This window comes from Myroides odoratimimus (assembly GCF_001485415.1).
Taxonomy (GTDB): domain Bacteria; phylum Bacteroidota; class Bacteroidia; order Flavobacteriales; family Flavobacteriaceae; genus Flavobacterium; species Flavobacterium odoratimimum.
Genome location: NZ_BCMQ01000002.1, coordinates 78,124 through 96,496 on the forward strand (window position 1 = coordinate 78,124; position 18,373 = coordinate 96,496).

At 35.0% G+C, this 18,373-nt stretch carries 21 protein-coding genes and 1 tRNA gene; 14 read left to right on the forward strand and 8 right to left on the reverse strand.

From position 1 onward, the window contains the following. Nucleotides 1-3 precede the first annotated feature (3 nt). Nucleotides 4-804 carry an AraC family transcriptional regulator gene (locus MODO_RS02515; protein WP_039328696.1) on the reverse strand — a complete coding sequence of 267 codons (801 nt, stop codon included), beginning with the start codon at nt 802-804 and terminating at the stop codon, nt 4-6. A gap of 66 nt (nt 805-870) precedes the next feature. Here MODO_RS02515 and MODO_RS02520 point away from each other — a divergent pair, with 66 nt between their 5' ends. From MODO_RS02520 to MODO_RS02540, 5 genes are all read left to right on the forward strand, one after another. Then, nucleotides 871-2,016: an Atu1372/SO_1960 family protein gene (locus MODO_RS02520; RefSeq protein WP_006257960.1), complete on the forward strand. Its 1,146-nt coding sequence runs from the start codon at nt 871-873 to the stop codon at nt 2,014-2,016. Between the two features lie 82 nt (nt 2,017-2,098). Then, nucleotides 2,099-2,569: a DUF6934 family protein gene (locus MODO_RS02525; RefSeq protein ID WP_006257959.1), complete on the forward strand. Its 471-nt coding sequence runs from the start codon at nt 2,099-2,101 to the stop codon at nt 2,567-2,569. 6 nt (nt 2,570-2,575) lie between these two features. Continuing rightward, a complete protein-coding gene (locus MODO_RS02530; protein ID WP_006257958.1) occupies nt 2,576-2,791 on the forward strand; it encodes a hypothetical protein in 216 nt (71 codons plus the stop codon). Nucleotides 2,792-2,967: 176 nt separating this feature from the next. Next, nucleotides 2,968-3,438 carry a DUF6934 family protein gene (locus MODO_RS02535; protein ID WP_006257957.1) on the forward strand — a complete coding sequence of 157 codons (471 nt, stop codon included), beginning with the start codon at nt 2,968-2,970 and terminating at the stop codon, nt 3,436-3,438. A 6-nt stretch (nt 3,439-3,444) separates the two neighbouring features. Beyond that, nucleotides 3,445-3,651 carry a hypothetical protein gene (locus MODO_RS02540; protein WP_006257956.1) on the forward strand — a complete coding sequence of 69 codons (207 nt, stop codon included), beginning with the start codon at nt 3,445-3,447 and terminating at the stop codon, nt 3,649-3,651. A 112-nt stretch (nt 3,652-3,763) separates the two neighbouring features. Here the strand turns inward: MODO_RS02540 and rpiB are convergent, their stop codons facing one another. Together rpiB and MODO_RS02550 are read right to left on the reverse strand one after the other, a co-directional pair. Beyond that, nucleotides 3,764-4,195 (reverse strand): ribose 5-phosphate isomerase B, encoded by a 432-nt coding sequence (gene rpiB / locus MODO_RS02545; RefSeq protein ID WP_006257955.1) that lies wholly within the window; start codon nt 4,193-4,195, stop codon nt 3,764-3,766. 48 nt (nt 4,196-4,243) lie between these two features. After that, nucleotides 4,244-5,857 carry an AMP-binding protein gene (locus MODO_RS02550; protein WP_006257954.1) on the reverse strand — a complete coding sequence of 538 codons (1,614 nt, stop codon included), beginning with the start codon at nt 5,855-5,857 and terminating at the stop codon, nt 4,244-4,246. Nucleotides 5,858-6,120: 263 nt separating this feature from the next. Between MODO_RS02550 and MODO_RS02555 the strand changes: the two genes are divergently transcribed. From MODO_RS02555 to MODO_RS02575, 5 genes are all read left to right on the forward strand, one after another. Further along, nucleotides 6,121-7,002: a toxin-antitoxin system YwqK family antitoxin gene (locus MODO_RS02555; protein ID WP_039328699.1), complete on the forward strand. Its 882-nt coding sequence runs from the start codon at nt 6,121-6,123 to the stop codon at nt 7,000-7,002. After that, complete coding sequence (locus tag MODO_RS02560) at nt 6,995-7,588, forward strand: toxin-antitoxin system YwqK family antitoxin (protein WP_006257952.1); 594 nt, start codon at nt 6,995-6,997, stop codon at nt 7,586-7,588. The genes MODO_RS02555 and MODO_RS02560 overlap by 8 nt, the downstream gene beginning before the upstream one ends. Nucleotides 7,589-7,992: 404 nt before the next feature. Beyond that, complete coding sequence (rnr, locus tag MODO_RS02565; RefSeq protein ID WP_006257951.1) at nt 7,993-10,170, forward strand: ribonuclease R; 2,178 nt, start codon at nt 7,993-7,995, stop codon at nt 10,168-10,170. Nucleotide 10,171: 1 nt separating this feature from the next. Beyond that, nucleotides 10,172-10,840, forward strand: a complete 669-nt coding sequence (locus MODO_RS02570) for a head GIN domain-containing protein (RefSeq protein WP_006257950.1) — start codon at nt 10,172-10,174, stop codon at nt 10,838-10,840. Between the two features lie 90 nt (nt 10,841-10,930). After that, nucleotides 10,931-11,614, forward strand: coding sequence for a LysE family translocator (locus MODO_RS02575; RefSeq protein WP_006260461.1), 684 nt, complete (start codon nt 10,931-10,933; stop codon nt 11,612-11,614). A 104-nt stretch (nt 11,615-11,718) separates the two neighbouring features. Here MODO_RS02575 and MODO_RS02580 read toward each other — a convergent pair. After that, nucleotides 11,719-11,789, reverse strand: a tRNA-Cys gene (locus MODO_RS02580). A gap of 88 nt (nt 11,790-11,877) precedes the next feature. Continuing rightward, a complete protein-coding gene (gene folB / locus MODO_RS02585; protein WP_006257948.1) occupies nt 11,878-12,234 on the reverse strand; it encodes a dihydroneopterin aldolase in 357 nt (118 codons plus the stop codon). Nucleotides 12,235-12,362: 128 nt separating this feature from the next. Here folB and MODO_RS02590 point away from each other — a divergent pair, with 128 nt between their 5' ends. The 4 genes from MODO_RS02590 to MODO_RS02605 all read left to right on the forward strand — a co-directional run bounded on the left by MODO_RS02590 (nt 12,363) and on the right by MODO_RS02605 (nt 15,125). Then, a complete protein-coding gene (locus MODO_RS02590) occupies nt 12,363-14,045 on the forward strand; it encodes a glutamine--tRNA ligase/YqeY domain fusion protein (protein ID WP_006260462.1) in 1,683 nt (560 codons plus the stop codon). A gap of 107 nt (nt 14,046-14,152) precedes the next feature. Next, nucleotides 14,153-14,494, forward strand: coding sequence for a YtxH domain-containing protein (locus MODO_RS02595; RefSeq protein ID WP_006257946.1), 342 nt, complete (start codon nt 14,153-14,155; stop codon nt 14,492-14,494). Between the two features lie 18 nt (nt 14,495-14,512). Further along, the gene (locus MODO_RS02600; protein ID WP_006257945.1) at nt 14,513-14,863 is read left to right on the forward strand and encodes a phage holin family protein; all 351 of its coding nucleotides are present in this window, start codon (nt 14,513-14,515) and stop codon (nt 14,861-14,863) included. Between the two features lie 10 nt (nt 14,864-14,873). Next, entirely contained in the window at nt 14,874-15,125 is a 252-nt protein-coding gene (locus MODO_RS02605; RefSeq protein WP_006257944.1) for a DUF6327 family protein, read from the forward strand. Nucleotides 15,126-15,171: 46 nt separating this feature from the next. On the opposite strand, the gene MODO_RS02610 is transcribed toward MODO_RS02605, so the two are convergent. The 3 genes from MODO_RS02610 to gltX all read right to left on the reverse strand — a co-directional run bounded on the left by MODO_RS02610 (nt 15,172) and on the right by gltX (nt 18,371). Continuing rightward, on the reverse strand, nt 15,172-16,158 hold the full coding sequence (locus MODO_RS02610; RefSeq protein ID WP_006257943.1) for an SPFH domain-containing protein: 987 nt from the start codon (nt 16,156-16,158) through the stop codon (nt 15,172-15,174). Between the two features lie 73 nt (nt 16,159-16,231). Next, complete coding sequence (locus MODO_RS02615) at nt 16,232-16,747, reverse strand: hypothetical protein (RefSeq protein WP_006257942.1); 516 nt, start codon at nt 16,745-16,747, stop codon at nt 16,232-16,234. Between the two features lie 109 nt (nt 16,748-16,856). After that, nucleotides 16,857-18,371: a glutamate--tRNA ligase gene (gltX, locus tag MODO_RS02620; RefSeq protein WP_006257941.1), complete on the reverse strand. Its 1,515-nt coding sequence runs from the start codon at nt 18,369-18,371 to the stop codon at nt 16,857-16,859. Between the last annotated feature and the right edge of the window lie 2 nt (nt 18,372-18,373).

Sequence of the window (18,373 nt, forward strand, 5' to 3'; positions counted from 1 at the left end):
CGCTTATTTTTTAATTTTAGGATATACTTTCATGATATCAAAGTAGGAGTTTCTAAAGGCAACTAAGCTCTTATAACCTACTTTAAAAGCGATTTCGCTCAAGGTAAATTCTCTTGTATCTACTAGTTCTATACTCTTCAAGATACGGATGATCTGAAGGTACTTCTGTAGAGTGATACCCGTCTCTAGTTTGAACAGGCGCTGTAGATTGCGCACAGACATAGTAGAGATACTGGCTAGTTCATTTAAGTCTAGCGTTGAGGTAAAATGCTCATTGATATAAGCACATACAGGTATTAACCTATGATCTGTAGGGATAGGTAATTGAAGAGATTGATTCTCTTCACAGAACGATTTTAAACTCATCAGAATAGCCTGTAAGAACTGTTCTTTCTCTAACTCTGTATGGACTACTCTGTTCCACTTCGTTGCGTACTGTAGCATCTCTCTCAGCACAGTAGGCGCAGGGAATATATGTACTTGCTCATAGAATGAGTCAGCTGGTACATCTTTATACAACAGTACTTTTAAGTTGATATCCTTCGCTGTAGAAGTAGTAGCGTGCTGCTGTCCAGAAGGTATCCATGCTACGTGATACTGAGGCACTAGATAGATACAGTTATCTACGTGAAGGTACTGATAGCCCTGTTCTACATAGGTGAGTTGATATCGCTGATGAGCGTGCTGATACTCATCGTGAACGAAGTTGTCCTCATACCATACATACGCCTGTACCTCATTAGTATCATCATATACTCCTAAGAGTTTCTCAGTCAATCCACATTTGATATTGGCGTTTTGCATATATTTTTTGACAAATATAATATAAACTGCATACATACCTTTGTGATTATACTTAAAATAAATAATATGAAAACATTATATACTGCACTAATCACTTGTGCACTACTCTTCACAACATCACAGATCATGGCAAAAGATACCCTAACCAAGATATTAGTACTTATCCACTCTGATACAGGTGGTACGTATAAAATGGCGCAAGAAATCGCTAAAGGAATAGAAAACAATCCTCACACAGAGGCGACTATAAAACTAGTACAATCTTCAAAAAACGCACTGTTGCATGATCTACAGATAGCTACTCCTGAGGAGCTACCGACTTATGATGGAGTCGTATGGGGGTCTCCTGTATATTTTGGCAATATCAGTACTCCGATGAGTGCCTTTTTTGCGAAGACAGTAGATCTATGGACTACTCATGCTCTAGAGGGAATGCCTACGGCGGTATTTATGTCTGCTGGTAGTGGAGCAGGGAAGGAGCTAGCATTACAGTCGTTCTGGAACAGTCTAGCAGTACATGGGATGATACTCGTATCGAATGGCATCAGAGCTACGGAGAAGCTAGATAATAGCATCCCTCAAGGCACTAGTGTACTAGGAGCAAGTAGCCTTGCTTCAAACAAAACGGTGCAACGTCCTAGTGAAAGTGAACTGCTGATCGCTTATACGCAAGGTCAAAACTTCGCCAAAGTTGCCAAAGCTTTAAAAGGAACTTTTCAGAAGAAAGAGGAAAGTACACCTAAACAAGTAGTCACTGATGTAGAAACTACACTTAAACAAAAGAACATCATACTGCCTGTAGCACCAAATCCTGTGGGGAACTACACTCCTTACTCACGCAGTGGAAATCTAGTATTCATCAATCAGGTAGCCTTAAAAGATGGAAAAATATTATATCCTGGTAAGGTAGGTGTAGATATCACAGAAGAACAAGCAAAACAAGCTACTGAACAGACAATGCTGAATGTAATCGCAGTGCTTAAACTAGCTGTTGATGGTGACCTCAACAGAGTAAAGAAAACCGTACAGCTAACAGGTATATTCAACACGACTCCTGACTACTCTCAACACGCTAATCTAATGAATGTGGCATCAGATCTATCTGTAGCAATATTTGGAGAAAAAGGTAAACATGCTAGAGGTACTCTAGGTGCTACTTCTGTACCTGTCAACTCTGCGGTAGAGATACAAGCTATCTTCGAAATAGAGTAATCAAAAAAGGTATTTGAATACTGTTATTTCGTCTTATAGATAATCCCTAACTTGTCATTTCTAACATGCTAATAGGTTAGATATGCAGTATCCATCTTATTCATTTACAACAGATAGAGAAAACTCAGTCTACGAATTTACAAGCATAGGCAAAAACCAAGCTATCAAAAAATTAATTATCTTTACACCTGTTGAAGGTGAGTATAAAGTTTATAACTTAAGCTTTGGAGATAGAACCAATTACGATGGTGATTTATTGCGTATAAACGATAGAATTGTCAGTAATAATGGTGATATGAATAAAGTATTGGCTACTATATTTAGAGCTGTACTCAAATTTACGGAAGGCAAAGATTTTTATAAAATATACTTTACTGGTAGTACTCCTTCACGCACACGATTATACAGAATGGCTGTATCTAATAACTATGCTGAACTATCTAAACATTTCAGTATATACGGATTTGATATGGAAGGAAAAGTAGTGTTCTTTGCAAAGAATACAAACTATCAAGGTTTCTTAATCACACCAAATACAAACAGTATAAAATAAGGCATTATGAAAAAAAAGATTGATTCAAACGAAGTAAAGACTGATACTAAACCTAAAATTATTACTATTAATAACAACCTAAGAGTCATTGACGAATCAGGTAAAATAGAATATGCAAATAATCTATTTGCACAGCTAAGAGCTTCAGGGGAATTAGACATTTTCGAAGAAAGAGAAAGAATACGAAAAGAAGAATACGAAAAGGCACAAAAGGAATCTTAATATTCCTTCAACAATAACTAAGGACTTTTAGTTCTCACTATTTCGCCTAATAATACTTCTGATCACTAACGAATCTACTATCTATCTTCTCTGGATATACACAGTCTTTGAATACTGTTATTTCGTCTTATAGATAATCCCTAACTTGTCATTTCTAACACGCTAATAGGTTAGATATGCAGTATCCATCTTATTCACTTACAGCTTTTAACAGGAATTACAGTTATGAATTTACAAGTATCTCTGATACTCAAGTAATCGAAAAAATAATTAACTTTACACTATTAGATATAGAAGACGAATTATATAATCTAAGTTTTGGAGATAAGAACAAAGACCTAGTAAATAGTAATGCTATAGATGACAAAGTCGTTAGTAATAATGGTGATATGGTTAAGATATTAGCTACACTATTTCAAGCAATTTTACTATTCACGCAAGACAAAGAAGTTTATAAAATAGTCTTTAGAGGTAGTACCCCTTCACGAACACGATTATACAGAATAGCTATATCAAATAACTATGAGGAACTGTCTAAATATTTTAATATCTATGGATTTGATATAGAAGGAAAGTTAATATTCTTTGCTAAGAATAAAGAATATCAAGGCTTTCTAATCACACCTAATACGAACAGTATAAAGTAATGCATTATGAAAAAAGAAATTGATTTTAATAAAAACGAAGAACCTATCTTACATAAAGTTACATACTCTGATAGAGAAGAGGTTATTATTGATAATACAGGGAAGCTAGAAGGTACAATTGCTTTAATCAATGAACTAAAAGCTTCTGGAGAATGGCAACGTTTTAATGAAATGTTAGAAAGAAATAGAGCAGAAAAAAAAGCACAAGAATAGTTATTCAATAACTTACTACTGATAATAAAAAACAAGACTGTTATAAAATAAAAAAGCACGTAATCTAGAGACTACGTGCTTTTGTTCTTTTTACATTATAGTATTTACTTGTTTAGGCACAAGTAATCTTGTTCACTCTATTCTGGTGTCTTCCACCTTCGAAAGCTGTGTTTAAGAAAGTCTCTACCATCGCTACAGCTTGCTCTATAGAAGTATAACGAGCAGGTATACTGATCACATTAGCATCATTGTGCAGTCTTGCTAACTCAGCAATCTCTTTTGTCCAACAAAGGGCACAGCGCACACCTTGATGTTTATTAGCAGTCATCGCTATACCGTTTCCGCTTCCACAGATTACGATACCAAAATCAACTTTACCTTCTTCTACATCTGTAGCTACTTTATGTCCAAAATCTGGATAATCAACAGACGAAAAATCATCTGTCCCATAGTTAGTTACTGTAAATCCTTTTTCTTCTAGATACTTAACGATAGCCTTTTTGTATTCAGGTCCCGCGTGATCATTTCCGATTGCTATTTTCATTGTGTGTTGTGTTGAATAATTTTGTACAAAGTTAAGAATAAATCTTTTCTACAGCCCTAATTCTTCCACTGCTATTTGTCTCATCTCTACTTTTCTTACCTTACCTGATATGGTCATTGGGAATTCTGATACAAACTTCCAATACTTCGGTATTCTGAAGTGGGCTATCTTCTCTGTACAGAAGCCTTTTAATTCATCACCTGTCAAGGTTATTCCTGGTTTTAAGATTACCCAAGCCATAATCTCTTCTCCATATTTCTCATCTGGAACTCCAATAACCTGTACGTCTGCAATAGAGGGATGAGTGTATAAGAAGTCTTCTATCCACTTCGGAGATATATTCTCCCCTCCACGAATAATAAGGTCTTTAATACGCCCTGTAATCGAAATATACCCTTGATCATCCATAGTAGCCAAATCTCCTGTATGCATCCATCTATTCTCATCTAATACTTCAGAAGTCAGTGTGCGATTATTCCAATATTTCAACATCACTGAATACCCACGTGTACACAGTTCGCCTGCTTCTCCTCTAGGAACGATTCTACCTGTTTCTGGATCTATAATTTTGATTTCTAGATGGTCTTGTACAGTTCCAACTGTCGTGGTCTGTTTGACAATATCAATACCAATATGTGTTTGGGTAGATACAGGTGAAGTCTCTGTCATACCATAACAGATACTCACTTCCTCCATATTCATCTCTGTCTTCACACGGCGCATCACTTGCTCAGGACACAGTGAGCCAGCCATCACTCCCGTTCTCAAAGAGGTAAGGTCATACTCTTTAAAGTTAGGCAACTGTAGTTCTGCGATAAACATAGTAGGTACTCCATATAAGGAAGTACATTTCTCGTCTTGTACTACCTGAAGGGTCTTAGCAGGGTCAAATCCGTCATTTGGAATCACGATCGTAGCTCCATGAGAAGTACAACACAGATTGCCTATAACCATCCCAAAACAGTGATAAAAAGGCACAGGAATGCAGACTCTATCTGCAGTAGTGTACTTTAAACGCTTGCCGATAAAATAACCGTTATTAAGGATATTGTGATGTGTAAGGGTTACTCCTTTAGGAAAACCTGTCGTCCCTGAAGTATATTGTATATTAACAGCTTCTCCGAACTGTACAGAGTCTTCTATAATGGCTAGTTCTCCATCTGTTATCTGATCGCTATCTGATAAGAAAGTATCCCATTCTTCTCCTAAGAAAACAACTTCTTTTAACGAAGGACAATCTTCAAAAATCAAGGAGATGATCTTCTTGTAATCACTACTTTTAAAACTTGGAGCAGATACGATAAGGGATATTTCAGATTGATTAACCGCAAACTCAATCTCATGTGCTCGATAAGCAGGGTTAATATTAACTAATATCACACCTATACGAGCTGTAGCGTACTGCATAAGTACCCACTCATAACAGTTGGGCGCCCATATCCCTACGCGATCTCCTTTCTGTATATTATGCGCTAATAATGATTTTGCAACTTGAGTCGTCAAGTTATAGAACTCTTGATACGTTGCTCTGAATCCTTGATGAACACTGACTAATGCCTCGTTATTGGGGTATTGATCTGTTATCTTTTTTAGATTCTGTCCTATGGTTTCTCCTAACAATGGTGTATCAGATGCACCATGCACATAAGAAATAGTATTCATAAATATAGTTTTTTGTTGGTTTTTCTAAAGTACGAAATTTTAAATACAATTCACTTTATATAATTAATTGCTATAAAGAATCTTAGCTATACTAGATAAAAGACATCATTATCCTCAAAAAATTATCCTATTCTCTAACTCCCTTCTTTTAGTCAAACAAACAAGTAATTACTACCATAAATAGAGGCATCGCTAAAACGACTAATAGACTATAAATCAGTAACTTTATAATACACCTATATGTATAATTAAAACAGCTGAATATGAGACCTCTTAAATTAATAGCAATACTATGCACAGTCTTCTGTTCTATAAGTATATATGCACAAATAGACGATGGTACTTACAAATATGCAGATACAAATAAGCCCTTAAATGGGAAACTAAAATGCTTTTATGCCAACAACCAATTAGCGGAAGAAGCAACCTTAGTAAATGGTAAAAAAGAAGGTATTAATAAAAGTTACTACGATAATGGAAAGCTAAAAAAAGAATGTACCTACAAAGACAATAAGCTAAACGGAACTTTTAAAGAATACTATACTAATGGAAAACTAACCTATTCTGCAACCTACGTTAATGGAGATAGAGAAGGTTTAGCTCAGTCTTACTCAGAAAATGGAATGCTAGAAGATGAGTACAATTATAAAAACGGAGTACTTAATGGTATCTCTAAAGATTACTTAGATGGTAAACTTCTTCAGAAATCTACCTATATCCAGAATAAGCTCGATGGAGAATTCTTCTATTATCACCCTAATGGCAAAGTAAAGATTAAAACACTTTATAAGAATGATAAAAAAGATGGACCTGAGAAGATATACGCTCCAGCAGGAACGTTACTAGAAGACAATTATTATCTAAATGGTAAGAGGAGTGGTTTAAGAAAAGTGACAGATACTAAAGGTAATCCTGTCAAAGAAATGAACTATATCAACGGTCTGCTAGATGGGGAGTACAAACAATATGTTGCTGCTGATCTATACATTAGAAGAACATTCCAAAACGGATATGAAGTAGATAGACCTACTCTACACAATGGGAAAGGTAAGCTAATAGATCAATCTGATATCATCTATAAGAAGGTATATGAACCACTAGTTATAAAAGCAATGCAAACCTTTAATCCTGATGAAGATGAATAATAAAGCTCTATTTTCAATTTTATGTACTTTGCTTACTTGCTCAATAACAACTGTATATGGACAAGAAGAAGCTGTATTGTATCAACTAGATGGTAAACCACTAGATGGCAGAATACAACAATACAATGATTATGATATAAAAGTAGAGGATGTCACTTATAAAGGAGGCATGCGTACTGGGATTAGAAAAACTTACTATCGCAATGGAGTGCTTTTTTCTGAAGGCAAATATGTACTAGGTAAGCTAGAAGGAGAATACAGAACCTATTATGAGAATGGTAAAACAAAGGGAATATATGCCTATCAAGAAGGATTAAAAGAGGGGATAAGTAAGTTCTATGATGATGATGGAAAGATAGAATATGAGACATTATTCAGAAACGATAAGAAAGAATTACACCACCGCTTTTATGACAACGGTAAAATAAAATATACAACAACCTATGTAGAAGGTATTATTACACAAGAAGATAAGTTTACAACTAGAGGAAAACTTGATCAAAGAAGTTACTATAAAAATAGAAAAGTAATCAAAATAGACTATTACGAAAATGGGAAGTTCTCACATGGGTTAAACTTTGACTAATCCACTTTTACACTACGTTAAAGGAATAAATTGTAAAGCAAGAATAGGATATTGAGGTACCTTATTCTTGCTTTTTGTATTATTTTATCTCTCTTTTTAGGGAGTTTTTGGAAAATAAACTAGAACATTATAAATTTGCAGAATCAAACGTACTTCAAGAAATGAAAGTACAGTGCACTAATCAACGATAAAATATAAGTATTAAATAACTCTACCTTCCTTTCTCTAAAAGAGTTATTTCTCGACCTATTTCTTCAAAAACTTAGCTACAAAAGAAGAAATACTATCGCTGATTAAAACAATCAAATTAAAATATTACTAAAAAATAGGATAAAACAGTTAGTAATTCGTACATTTAAGGATAATTACCAACCCTATTTTAGGTAAACATAATGAATTAGAAAATGGCAAAAAAAATTAAACATAAAAAGAGTAAAGCATTTGACTTTGCTCCAAAAATATTAAAATTCTTATCTAAGAATACGACTAAAACGTATAACTATAAACAGATCGCTGCCCAATTAGAAATAAACGATACTCAAGGTAGAAATGAGATTATCAAAGAGCTTAAACACCTTATCTCAAAAGGAAAAATAGAAGAGATCGAAACTGGTAAATACAAATTCATTCCTAAAGCAAACTATGTAGAAGGTTATATCGATATGACTTCTCGTAAGACTGCTTATCTAGTAGTAGAAGGAGTAGAGGATGATGTGTTTATTCCAACAAATAACCTAAACAAGGCTTTAGATGGTGACTTCGTTAAAGCATATATCTACAACAAACGAAAAGGTAAAAAACCTGAAGGAGAAGTAGTAGAAATCTTAGAAAGACACAAAAAACAATTTGTGGGAGTTATCGAGATTCAAAAAAACTTTGCTTTCGTATCTACTGCAGATGCTAAGATGTACACAGATATATTCGTTCCTAAAGAAAAAGTAGGAGAGGCACGCGATGGAGATGTAGTCGTAGTAGAAATAGAAGATTGGCCAGAGAAAGCAGATAGCCCATTCGGTAAAGTGATGAAAGTACTTGGTAAACAAGGAGAGCACAATACTGAAATACACGCTATTTTAGCTGAATATGGATTAACAGCTGAATTCCCTAAAGAAGTAGATGAATATGCTAATCACTTAGATACTTCTATCACTGAAGAGGAAATAGCGAAGCGTAGAGATATGCGTGATATTCTTACGTTCACGATTGACCCTAAAGATGCAAAAGACTTCGATGATGCCTTATCATTCCGTCAGTTAGAAAATGGATTCTACGAAATAGGTATTCACATCGCTGACGTATCTCACTATGTAAAAGAAGGAACTATCCTAGATGAAGAGGCTTATAACAGAGCTACTTCTGTATATCTAGTGGATAGAACTGTACCTATGCTACCTGAGGTGTTATCTAACTTTGCTTGTTCGTTAAGACCTAATGAAGATAAATATACTTTCTCTGCTGTATTTGAATTAGACGATAAAGCAGAAATCAGAAACAAATGGTTTGGTCGTACTGTAACGCATTCTGACCAACGTATGGCTTACGAAGAAGCTCAGTATATCATTGACTCTAAAGACAGAGTTATTCCTGCTGATATCTCGCTTACAGGAGAAGATCAAGAAGTAAGTGAAGAAGTAGCTGATGCAGTATTAAAGCTAAATGAATTAGCAATGATCATGCGTAAGAACCGTATGTCAGATGGTGCTATTTCTTTTGATAAAGTAGAGGTTAAGTTTAACCTAAACGAAGCAGCTGAACCAGTAGGTGTGTTCTTCAAACAATCAAAAGAAGCTAATCATTTGATTGAGGAATTCATGTTATTAGCAAATAGAAAAGTATCTGAGTTTATTGGTAAACAAAAGAAAACATTCGTATATCGTATACACGACGAGCCAGATCAAGAGAAGTTATTTGGTCTACAGACTGTGATTGCACGCTTTGGACATAATATTAACTTCAAGTCTAAGTCTAGTATCTCTAAGTCTATCAACAAACTTCTAAAAGATGTAGAAGGTAAAAAAGAACAAAACTTAGTAGATACTCTAGCGATTAGATGTATGAGTAAAGCGAGTTATTCTACGAATAATATCGGGCACTATGGATTAGCGTTTGATTACTATTCTCACTTTACTTCACCTATTCGTCGTTATCCTGACGTAATGGCTCATAGATTATTACAACACTATTTAGACCATGGTGATAATGTAAATCCGGAGTTATATGAAGTAAAATGTTCACACTGTTCTTCTAGAGAGAACCTAGCTGCCAATGCAGAAAGAGATAGTATCAAATACATGCAAGTGAAATATATGCAAGATCAACAAGGTACAGAGTTCTTGGGTGTTATCTCAGGTGTTACTGAATGGGGTATCTATGTAGAAATAGTAGATAACAAGTGTGAAGGTATGGTGCGTATTAGAGAAATAAAAGAAGACTATTACGTATTCGAAGAGAAACAATATGCATTAGTAGGACAAGCAACGAAAAAGATGCTTCAGCTAGGTGATGAGGTTATCGTTACTGTTAAGAATGCAGATCTTGTAAAAAAACAATTAGATTTCAACTATATTAAAAAGGTAAACTAAGATGAAAAAAATCGTTTTATTCATTGCCGTAATGGCAAGTACAATTTCTTTTGCACAAAAAACGAAATCAATAGGAGACTTTTCAAAAGTTAATGTTTTTGATCAAATTGCAGTAACTTTAGTTCCTGGAGAAGAAGGTAAAATAGAAATTGAAGGAGATAAAGAAGACTATGTAAACGTAGTAAACAAGAACGGAGTTCTAAAAATAAAGATGAACTTCATTAATAGTTTTCAAGGAGATGATATCAAAGTAAAACTATACTACAATAAGCTATCTGAAGTAGTAGCAGGTGAAGGTGCTAGCATAAAAGGAGAAACTCCTATAAAAGCAACTACGCTAACTATAAATGCGAAGACTGGTGGAATGATTAATCTAAATATAGATGTAGACAAAGCAATTGTTAAGTCAAGTGCGGGTTCAGTTATTACACTAAAAGGAAAAGCAAATGTACAAGATGTACTGAATAGTTCTGGTGCTAAAGTAAAGAGTCAAGACTTAGAAACAAATCAAACTATCGTTACCGTGAATGCTGGTGGTGTCGCAGAAGTAAGAGCTACTGAACTAGTAGAAGCAAAGGTGAGAGCAGGTGGAGAAATTAGAGTTCATGGAAACCCTAAAACAATTAATGAAAAGAATGTTCTAGGTGGAGTAATTAAAAAAGTAGATTAGTAATAATACGTTTTTATACAAAAAAATGTATCTTGCAAAAGATTATGAATAAATGCCAATTCTAGAATTGGCATTTTTTAATTATATAAGATGTTTGATGATTTATTAACAGGTGTCACTCTTGGATTCTTTCTGAGTTTTATGATCGGACCTGTTTTTTTTATTCTTATTGAGACAAGTATTACAAGAGGGTTTAAGGCAGCTATAGCCTTCGATATAGGTGTTATATTAGCTGATGCGGTATTCTTCGCTATAGCGTTCTTTAGTAGCTTTAAATTAATCAATGCGATAAAGGATGACCCTGCACTATTCCTCTTTGGGGGAATGATTATGCTTACTTATGGGATTATCTCTTTTATCAAACTAAAAAAGGTACAAGTACAAACCTTACAAATAGCCCCACCTAATCTAAGACGAGAATACTTAAACTTATTTGCAAAAGGGTTCCTACTTAATTTTATCAATGTAGGAGTACTCGGTTTTTGGTTAGGGATTATTATAACATTAGGCCCGCAGATGGATATGAATCCTAATAAGATGTTTACCTTCTTTGGGTTCACTATTCTAGCGTACTTCGTTACAGATCTTTTCAAAATATTCTTAGCAAAGAAACTACGCGAAAAGCTCACAGCAACCAATATCTTAAAGATAAAAAAAATAAGCAGTATCGTTATTATGGTATTCGGGCTAGTCATTATGATTAAAGGAATACTTCCAAAATCTGCAGATAATCATATTAATCTCCCTCTCCCTAATCTAGAGAGTAAGAGATAAAGCAAAGGGCTTAGTGAATTACTAATCCCTTTGTTTTTATAATAAGATATAACGTTAACTATAATGCATAAAAAAAGGATAGTGAAATCACTATCCTTTAGTTGAGGCTTCGAGCGGATTCGAACCGCTGTAGACGGTTTTGCAGACCGCTTCCTAGCCACTCGGACACGAAGCCTTGTCCTTGAATTGGATTGCAAACTTACTAAATATTTTGATATTTCAAAACCAATTAATGTACTTTTTTACAACAATTCAAGACGATATTATCTAACTCCTTGCATTTCAACCGTTACATATTCTACATCACCACCTACAGGAGGGTTTATTTTAGAAACTAATACTGTTATTTCTTCTACCATTCTTATTTCTAGGATTACTCTATCGATGATTCGTTGTGCTACATGCTCTAATAACTTAGATCGAATAGCCATCTCTTCCTTCACGATTGTATTTAAGTGAACATAGTCTATAGAATGTTTCAAATCATCTGTAGAAGCAGCCATCGTAAAATCTCCTTTCGCAATTAAATCTACTCGGTAATCCGAACCTATTTTTGCCTCTTCATCCATACATCCATGAAAAGAAAACGTTCTAATATTGTTTAATCTAATTATTCCCATAACACATTTGTTTGTTTAATAATGGCTAAAAGTACAAATTATTTGCCTCCTATAATTCATAATATGCTAAAAGACTATCAGCTTTTGATTAGTTTTTTGATACCTTTGTAGTTATAATAATTATTTCCATGTCAACAAAAGAGAAATCATTAAACTTTATTGAGCAAATCATTGAAGAAGATATCAAGAATGGTTTGCCAACAGAAAAACTTCATTTCCGTTTTCCGCCTGAGCCTAATGGTTATTTGCATTTAGGTCACGCGAGTTCTATTTGTTTAAACTTTGGATTAGGTCTTAAATACAATGCGCCTGTGAACTTGCGCTTTGATGATACCAATCCTTCTAAAGAAGAACAGGAGTTTGTTGACGCAATCAAGCAAGACGTAGAGTGGCTAGGGTACAAATGGGCAAATGAAGTTTATGCATCTGACTATTTCCAACAGCTATACGACTGGGCTGTCCAAATGATTAAGGACGGTAAAGCTTATGTTGATAGCCAAACTTCAGAAGAAATGGCTCAGCAAAAAGGTACTCCATCTACAGTAGGTGTAGATAGTCCATATAGAAATAGATCTGTAGAAGAGAACCTTGATTTATTCGAGAGAATGAAGAATGGCGAATTTGAAGAAGGAACTCATATTTTACGTGCTAAGATAGACATGGCACATACGAATATGCTTATGCGTGATCCTATCATGTATAGAATCATGAAAAAAGCACACCACAGAACGAATAATGACTGGTGTATATACCCTATGTATGACTGGGCTCACGGAGAGAGTGATTACTTAGAGAGCATCTCACATTCATTCTGTACATTAGAGTTCTTACCTCATAGAGAGTTATATGATTGGTTCTTAGATCAAGTGGTAGATGAGAATAATATCAGACCTAAACAACGCGAATTCGCTAGAAGAAACTTATCACATACAGTAGTAAGTAAGCGTAAGCTAGCTCGTCTAGTAAGCGAAGGACACGTGACAGGATGGGATGACCCACGTATGTCTACGATATCAGGACTGAGAAGAAGAGGATACACAGCAGCTTCTATTAGAAACTACGCTGATACGATAGGTATCGCTAAGCGTGATAACCTTATCGATGTATCTCTATTAGAATTCTGCATTAGAGAAGACCTTAATAAGATAGCTCCTCGTGTGATGGCAGTATTAGATCCTGTAAAACTAGTAATCACTAACTATCCTGAAGGACAAGAAGAGTGGCTAGATGCAGAGAATAATCCTGAAGAAGAAGTAATGACTTTCCGTAAAGTGCCTTTCTCTAAAGAGCTTTATATCGAAAGAGAAGACTTCAAAGAAGAAGCGAATAGCAAATTCTTTAGATTGACTTTAGGAAAAGAAGTACGCCTTAAAAATGCTTATATCATCAAAGGTGAAAGCGTAGTAAAAGATGAGAATGGCAACATTACTGAGATACACGCTACTTATGATGCTGACAGTAGAAGTGGTAGTGGATCTGAAGCGAGCAAACGTAAAGTAAAAGGAACTATACACTGGGTATCTGTACCTCATGCAGTAGAAGCAGAAGTGCGTATCTATGACCGTCTATTCGTAGATGAGAACCCAGATGGTAATAAAGAGGTAGACTTCTTAGATTTTATCAATCCTAACTCATTAGAGGTAGTGAAAGGATATCTAGAACCAAGTCTAAGTACAGCGGTAGAAGGAGATAAATTCCAATTCCAACGTTTAGGCTATTTCTGTGTAGATAAAAACAGTACTCCAGAAGCGCTAGTATTCAATAAAACCGTAGGTTTAAGAGATACTTGGGCAAAAGTAGAACAAAAGTAATACTTCTATAAAAATTACACAAAAGCAGTGTTTTAACTAAAAATTAACGGTTAAAACACTGCTTTTTTTATACCTTAGAGTATTAATCATTTTAAAAATTAAAAGCTATGTCAAATCATTTAGGAAATACAACTATCGCAGTATTAGCTGGAGTAGTAGTAGGAGCAGGTCTAGGAATATTATTTGCACCTGACGAAGGAAAAAAAACACGTAAAAAAATCAAAAAAACATTTAATGAGTCAAAAGATGATTTAAGTGATAAAATTGATGAATTAAAAAAACAAGTACGTCAAACTGTAGCAAAAAAGAAACAAGATTTCGAAGCTGGATTTGATGAGTTTTTAGCTCATACAGAAGACAAAAAAGATGATGTTATCGCTGCTTTAGAAAAAAAATTAGCAGAGTTAAAGTCTAAAGGAAACAGTATAGCTGAAAACGCTAAGAAGTAATCAAGTAGTATATAAGAAATGGCATTTAAGGATATAAAAGAGAATCTAGACGACATTAAGACTAACTCTGAAGAGTTTATCAATACAAGTTTAGATTACTATCGCTTATGGGGGTTTAAAATTACAGCCAAAGCTGGGAGCAAGTTTATGACTTTACTTCTAGTATGTCTGTTTGTTATGATGTCTCTACTTTTCTTATCTTTATTTGCAGCTTATGCTTTAGCAGCTTGTCTTGAGAGTACAGCTCTAGGTTTTTTAATAGTAGCAGCATTCTATATGCTGATAGCTGTATTAGCTTATCTATTTAGAAAACCTCTAGTAGAGAAACCATTTCTTAGAAAGTTATCTGAGATAATATTTAACGATTAAAACTGGTACGATGAGAAAGTCTTATTCTTCTTTTGAAGAAATCAAATATGATCTAGAAGTTCTAAAACTGAAAAAAGATATACACTATCACAAAGTCTTTAGAGCAGTAGATAATATAAAAACAGAATTATCACCTGATAGAGTCGTTAGAAATACATTAGGCTCAGTTACATCTTATGTAAAAGGTTCGAGTAATATTCAAGCGTTTTTAATAACAACTGCTTTAAAATACTTCTTTAAGAATAGAACTAAAAACAAATAGTTTTTTAATAAGAAAGGGCTCCATCTATATGGAGCCCTTTTTGTATTTATTCATCTTCTAAGCCATCTTCATAGCTTGATGAGTAATCATTATATTCTTTAGAAGAAAAGTCCTCAGAACGCTTAGAAACACCTTCTACAGTACTCATTTCTTTTATCTTGCTACTAGCTGCAAATGAAGCTACCATATTCGTAAGCATATCGCTCGCTGCTGATGGTGCATTTGGTAATAGGATCAAGTTAGAACGGCTATCTGCTCCTACAGACTGTAACGTATCATAGTGCTGTGTAACCACGATTAGGGCAGAAGCTTCTTGTGAGTTAATACCTACTTTATTTAATACATCCACACTCTCTACTAGCCCTTGTGCGATCTCTCTACGTTGATCAGCGATACCTTGTCCTTGTAAGCGCTTAGATTCAGCCTCAGCTTTTGCTTTTGCTACGATGCGGATTCTACTTGCTTCTGCTTCATATTCAGCAGCTACTTTCTCTCTATCCGCCGCATTAATACGGTTCATCGCATTTTTTACCTGGATATCAGGATCGATATCCGTGATTAGTGTATTGATGATATCATATCCGTACGTTGTCATCGCCTCATTTAATTCGCGTTTCACCGCGATAGCGATATTATCTTTTCGCTCGAACACATCATCTAAGATCAGCTTAGGTACTTCTGCACGCACTACGTCGAATACATACGAAGTAATCTGATCATGAGGATATTCTAGCTTATAGAACGCATCTTCTACTCTATCTTGGATAACCTTAAACTGAATAGAAACTTTCAGTTTAACGAATACGTTATCTTTCGTTTTAGTCTCGATTAATACATCTAATTGTTGGATACGAAGATTTACTACTCCTGCCTTTCTATCCACAAAAGGTATTTTAATTTGTAATCCAGAATGTCTAATACTATTAAATCTTCCGAATCGTTCAATGATCACAGCTGACTGCTGCTTCACCGTAAAAAAGCCAAGAAGTAATAGTATAATTACCGCTCCGACTATAAAGTACATTGGTGTCATAGTGCAATTTTTATGAATTATTCTGTTAAAATAAATATTTATATCCTTATTTAAAAGAATAATTCATTATTTATTACTTTGTCAGTATAATATTAGCAAAAAGCAGGTTCAATTGACTATCCTCTATATACTCTATGTCTGGAAATAAAGGGATAAGATACTCTTTTACAGCCTTAGCTGGAACTGCAAGTACGAGAGCCTTCTCTGACTTTTTTAATAAGATCATCGGTATCTCACTACCATTCTCTAGTGTAAAGCTCAGTTCGCCTAATCTGTGATTCCATTTGAAGTTGGTTTTGCTCACCTGACAGCCCTGTACATAGTGATCGAAGTTACCTGTAAAGTCCTTTTGAAGGACTAATAGATCTTTGTTACAGTTAGGAGTATGAGGATAAGGAGAGCTAAATACTGCCTGTCCTATAATGGGTTTTACCTCTATCTGCTGAGGTGTCCATTCCCCAATCAAGTGCTTTTGAACAAATTTTATCCACTCGCTCTCAGCGCTAGAGCCACCATTATCATCACTAGAACATCCATTAAATACTAAACCTGTGAATAGAAATAAAATAATATAACCGACCTTTTTCATAGCATTACGTTTTAATACACACCTAAATTTAGGCATTTATATCCAAAATATCACAGAATATGTAATAATAAAAAAGAGGTATAAACGATGTTCATACCTCTTCTATATCTTATTTATTCGCTTCTACAGCGATAGCTATTCTCTCTATAGTCTCCTCTTTACCGATCATCTCGATGATGTCAAATAAGTCTGGTCCCTTCACAGCACCTACTAGACTAAGGCGAAGTGGTTGCATCACTTTCCCCATTCCGATACCTTGCTCATTGATCCAATCCTTCACGATAGACTCTATATTCTTCGCTTCGAATGTCTCGATACCTTTTATTACTTCAGACACTTGTGTCATAATATCAGATGTATCTTCTTTCCAATTCTTTAATGCCTTAGCATCGTATTCTGTTGGTTTTACAAAGAAGAAATCACTCAGCTCATAGAAATCAGCTACGAATGTTGCTCTCTCTTTGATTAATCCTACTACTTTCTCTACATAAGCATCTGTAGCTTCGATACCATTATCTTTTAAGATTACTTGATATGCCTTAGCTAAGTCAGCATCGCTCTGTAGCTTCAGATAGTGTTGGTTAAACCATTTGTTCTTCTCTGGGTCAAACTTAGCACCTGCCTTGTGTACACGTGTTAAATCGAACTTCTCTACTAACTCTTCTAAAGAGAAAATCTCTTGATCTGTACCATCATTCCATCCTAATAAAGCAAGGAAGTTCACCACAGTCTCAGGGTAGAATCCTCTCTCTCTATATCCAGAAGACTTCTCTCCAGATGTAGGATCTTGCCAATCTAATGGGAACACAGGGAATCCTAGTTTATCTCCATCACGCTTAGATAACTTACCGTTACCAACTGGCTTAAGGATTAGAGGAAGGTGAGCGAACTCAGGAGCTTCCCATCCGAATGCTTTGTATAACAACTCGTGTAGTGGAAGAGAAGGTAACCACTCTTCACCTCTAATCACGTGTGATGTCTCCATTAGGTGGTCATCCACGATATTAGCTAAGTGATATGTTGGCATTCCGTCACTTTTATACAATACCTTATCATCTAATAAGCTCGTTTCGAACTTGATATCACCTCTGATAATATCTTTTAGATGTAAAGTCTCACCTACAGGAGTTTTAAAGCGGATAACATAAGCCTCACCATTAGCTATCTTAGCATCCACTTCTTCTTTACTTAATTTAAGAGAAGTACTCAGCTGCTCTCTATTCGTATGATTATATATAAATGTCTTTCCTTCAGCTTCAGCTACTTTTCTTAATTCGTCTAATTCTTCAGCAGTATCAAAAGCGTAGTATGCCCATCCACTCTCGATTAGTTGATCAGCATATTGTTTGTACAATTCCTTGCGTTCACTCTGTCTATAAGGTCCGAACTTTTCATTCTTACCGATAGTCTCATCAGGTGAAATCCCTAACCATTCTAAAGCTTCTAATATATAAGCCTCAGCTCCTGGTACAAAACGATTTTGGTCAGTATCCTCTATTCTGATATAGAATACTCCGTTGTGCTTTTTAGCGAATAAATAATTGAATAATGCGGTTCTTACGCCACCAATGTGTAATGGTCCAGTTGGACTTGGTGCAAAACGCACGCGAACTTGCTTAGCCATTT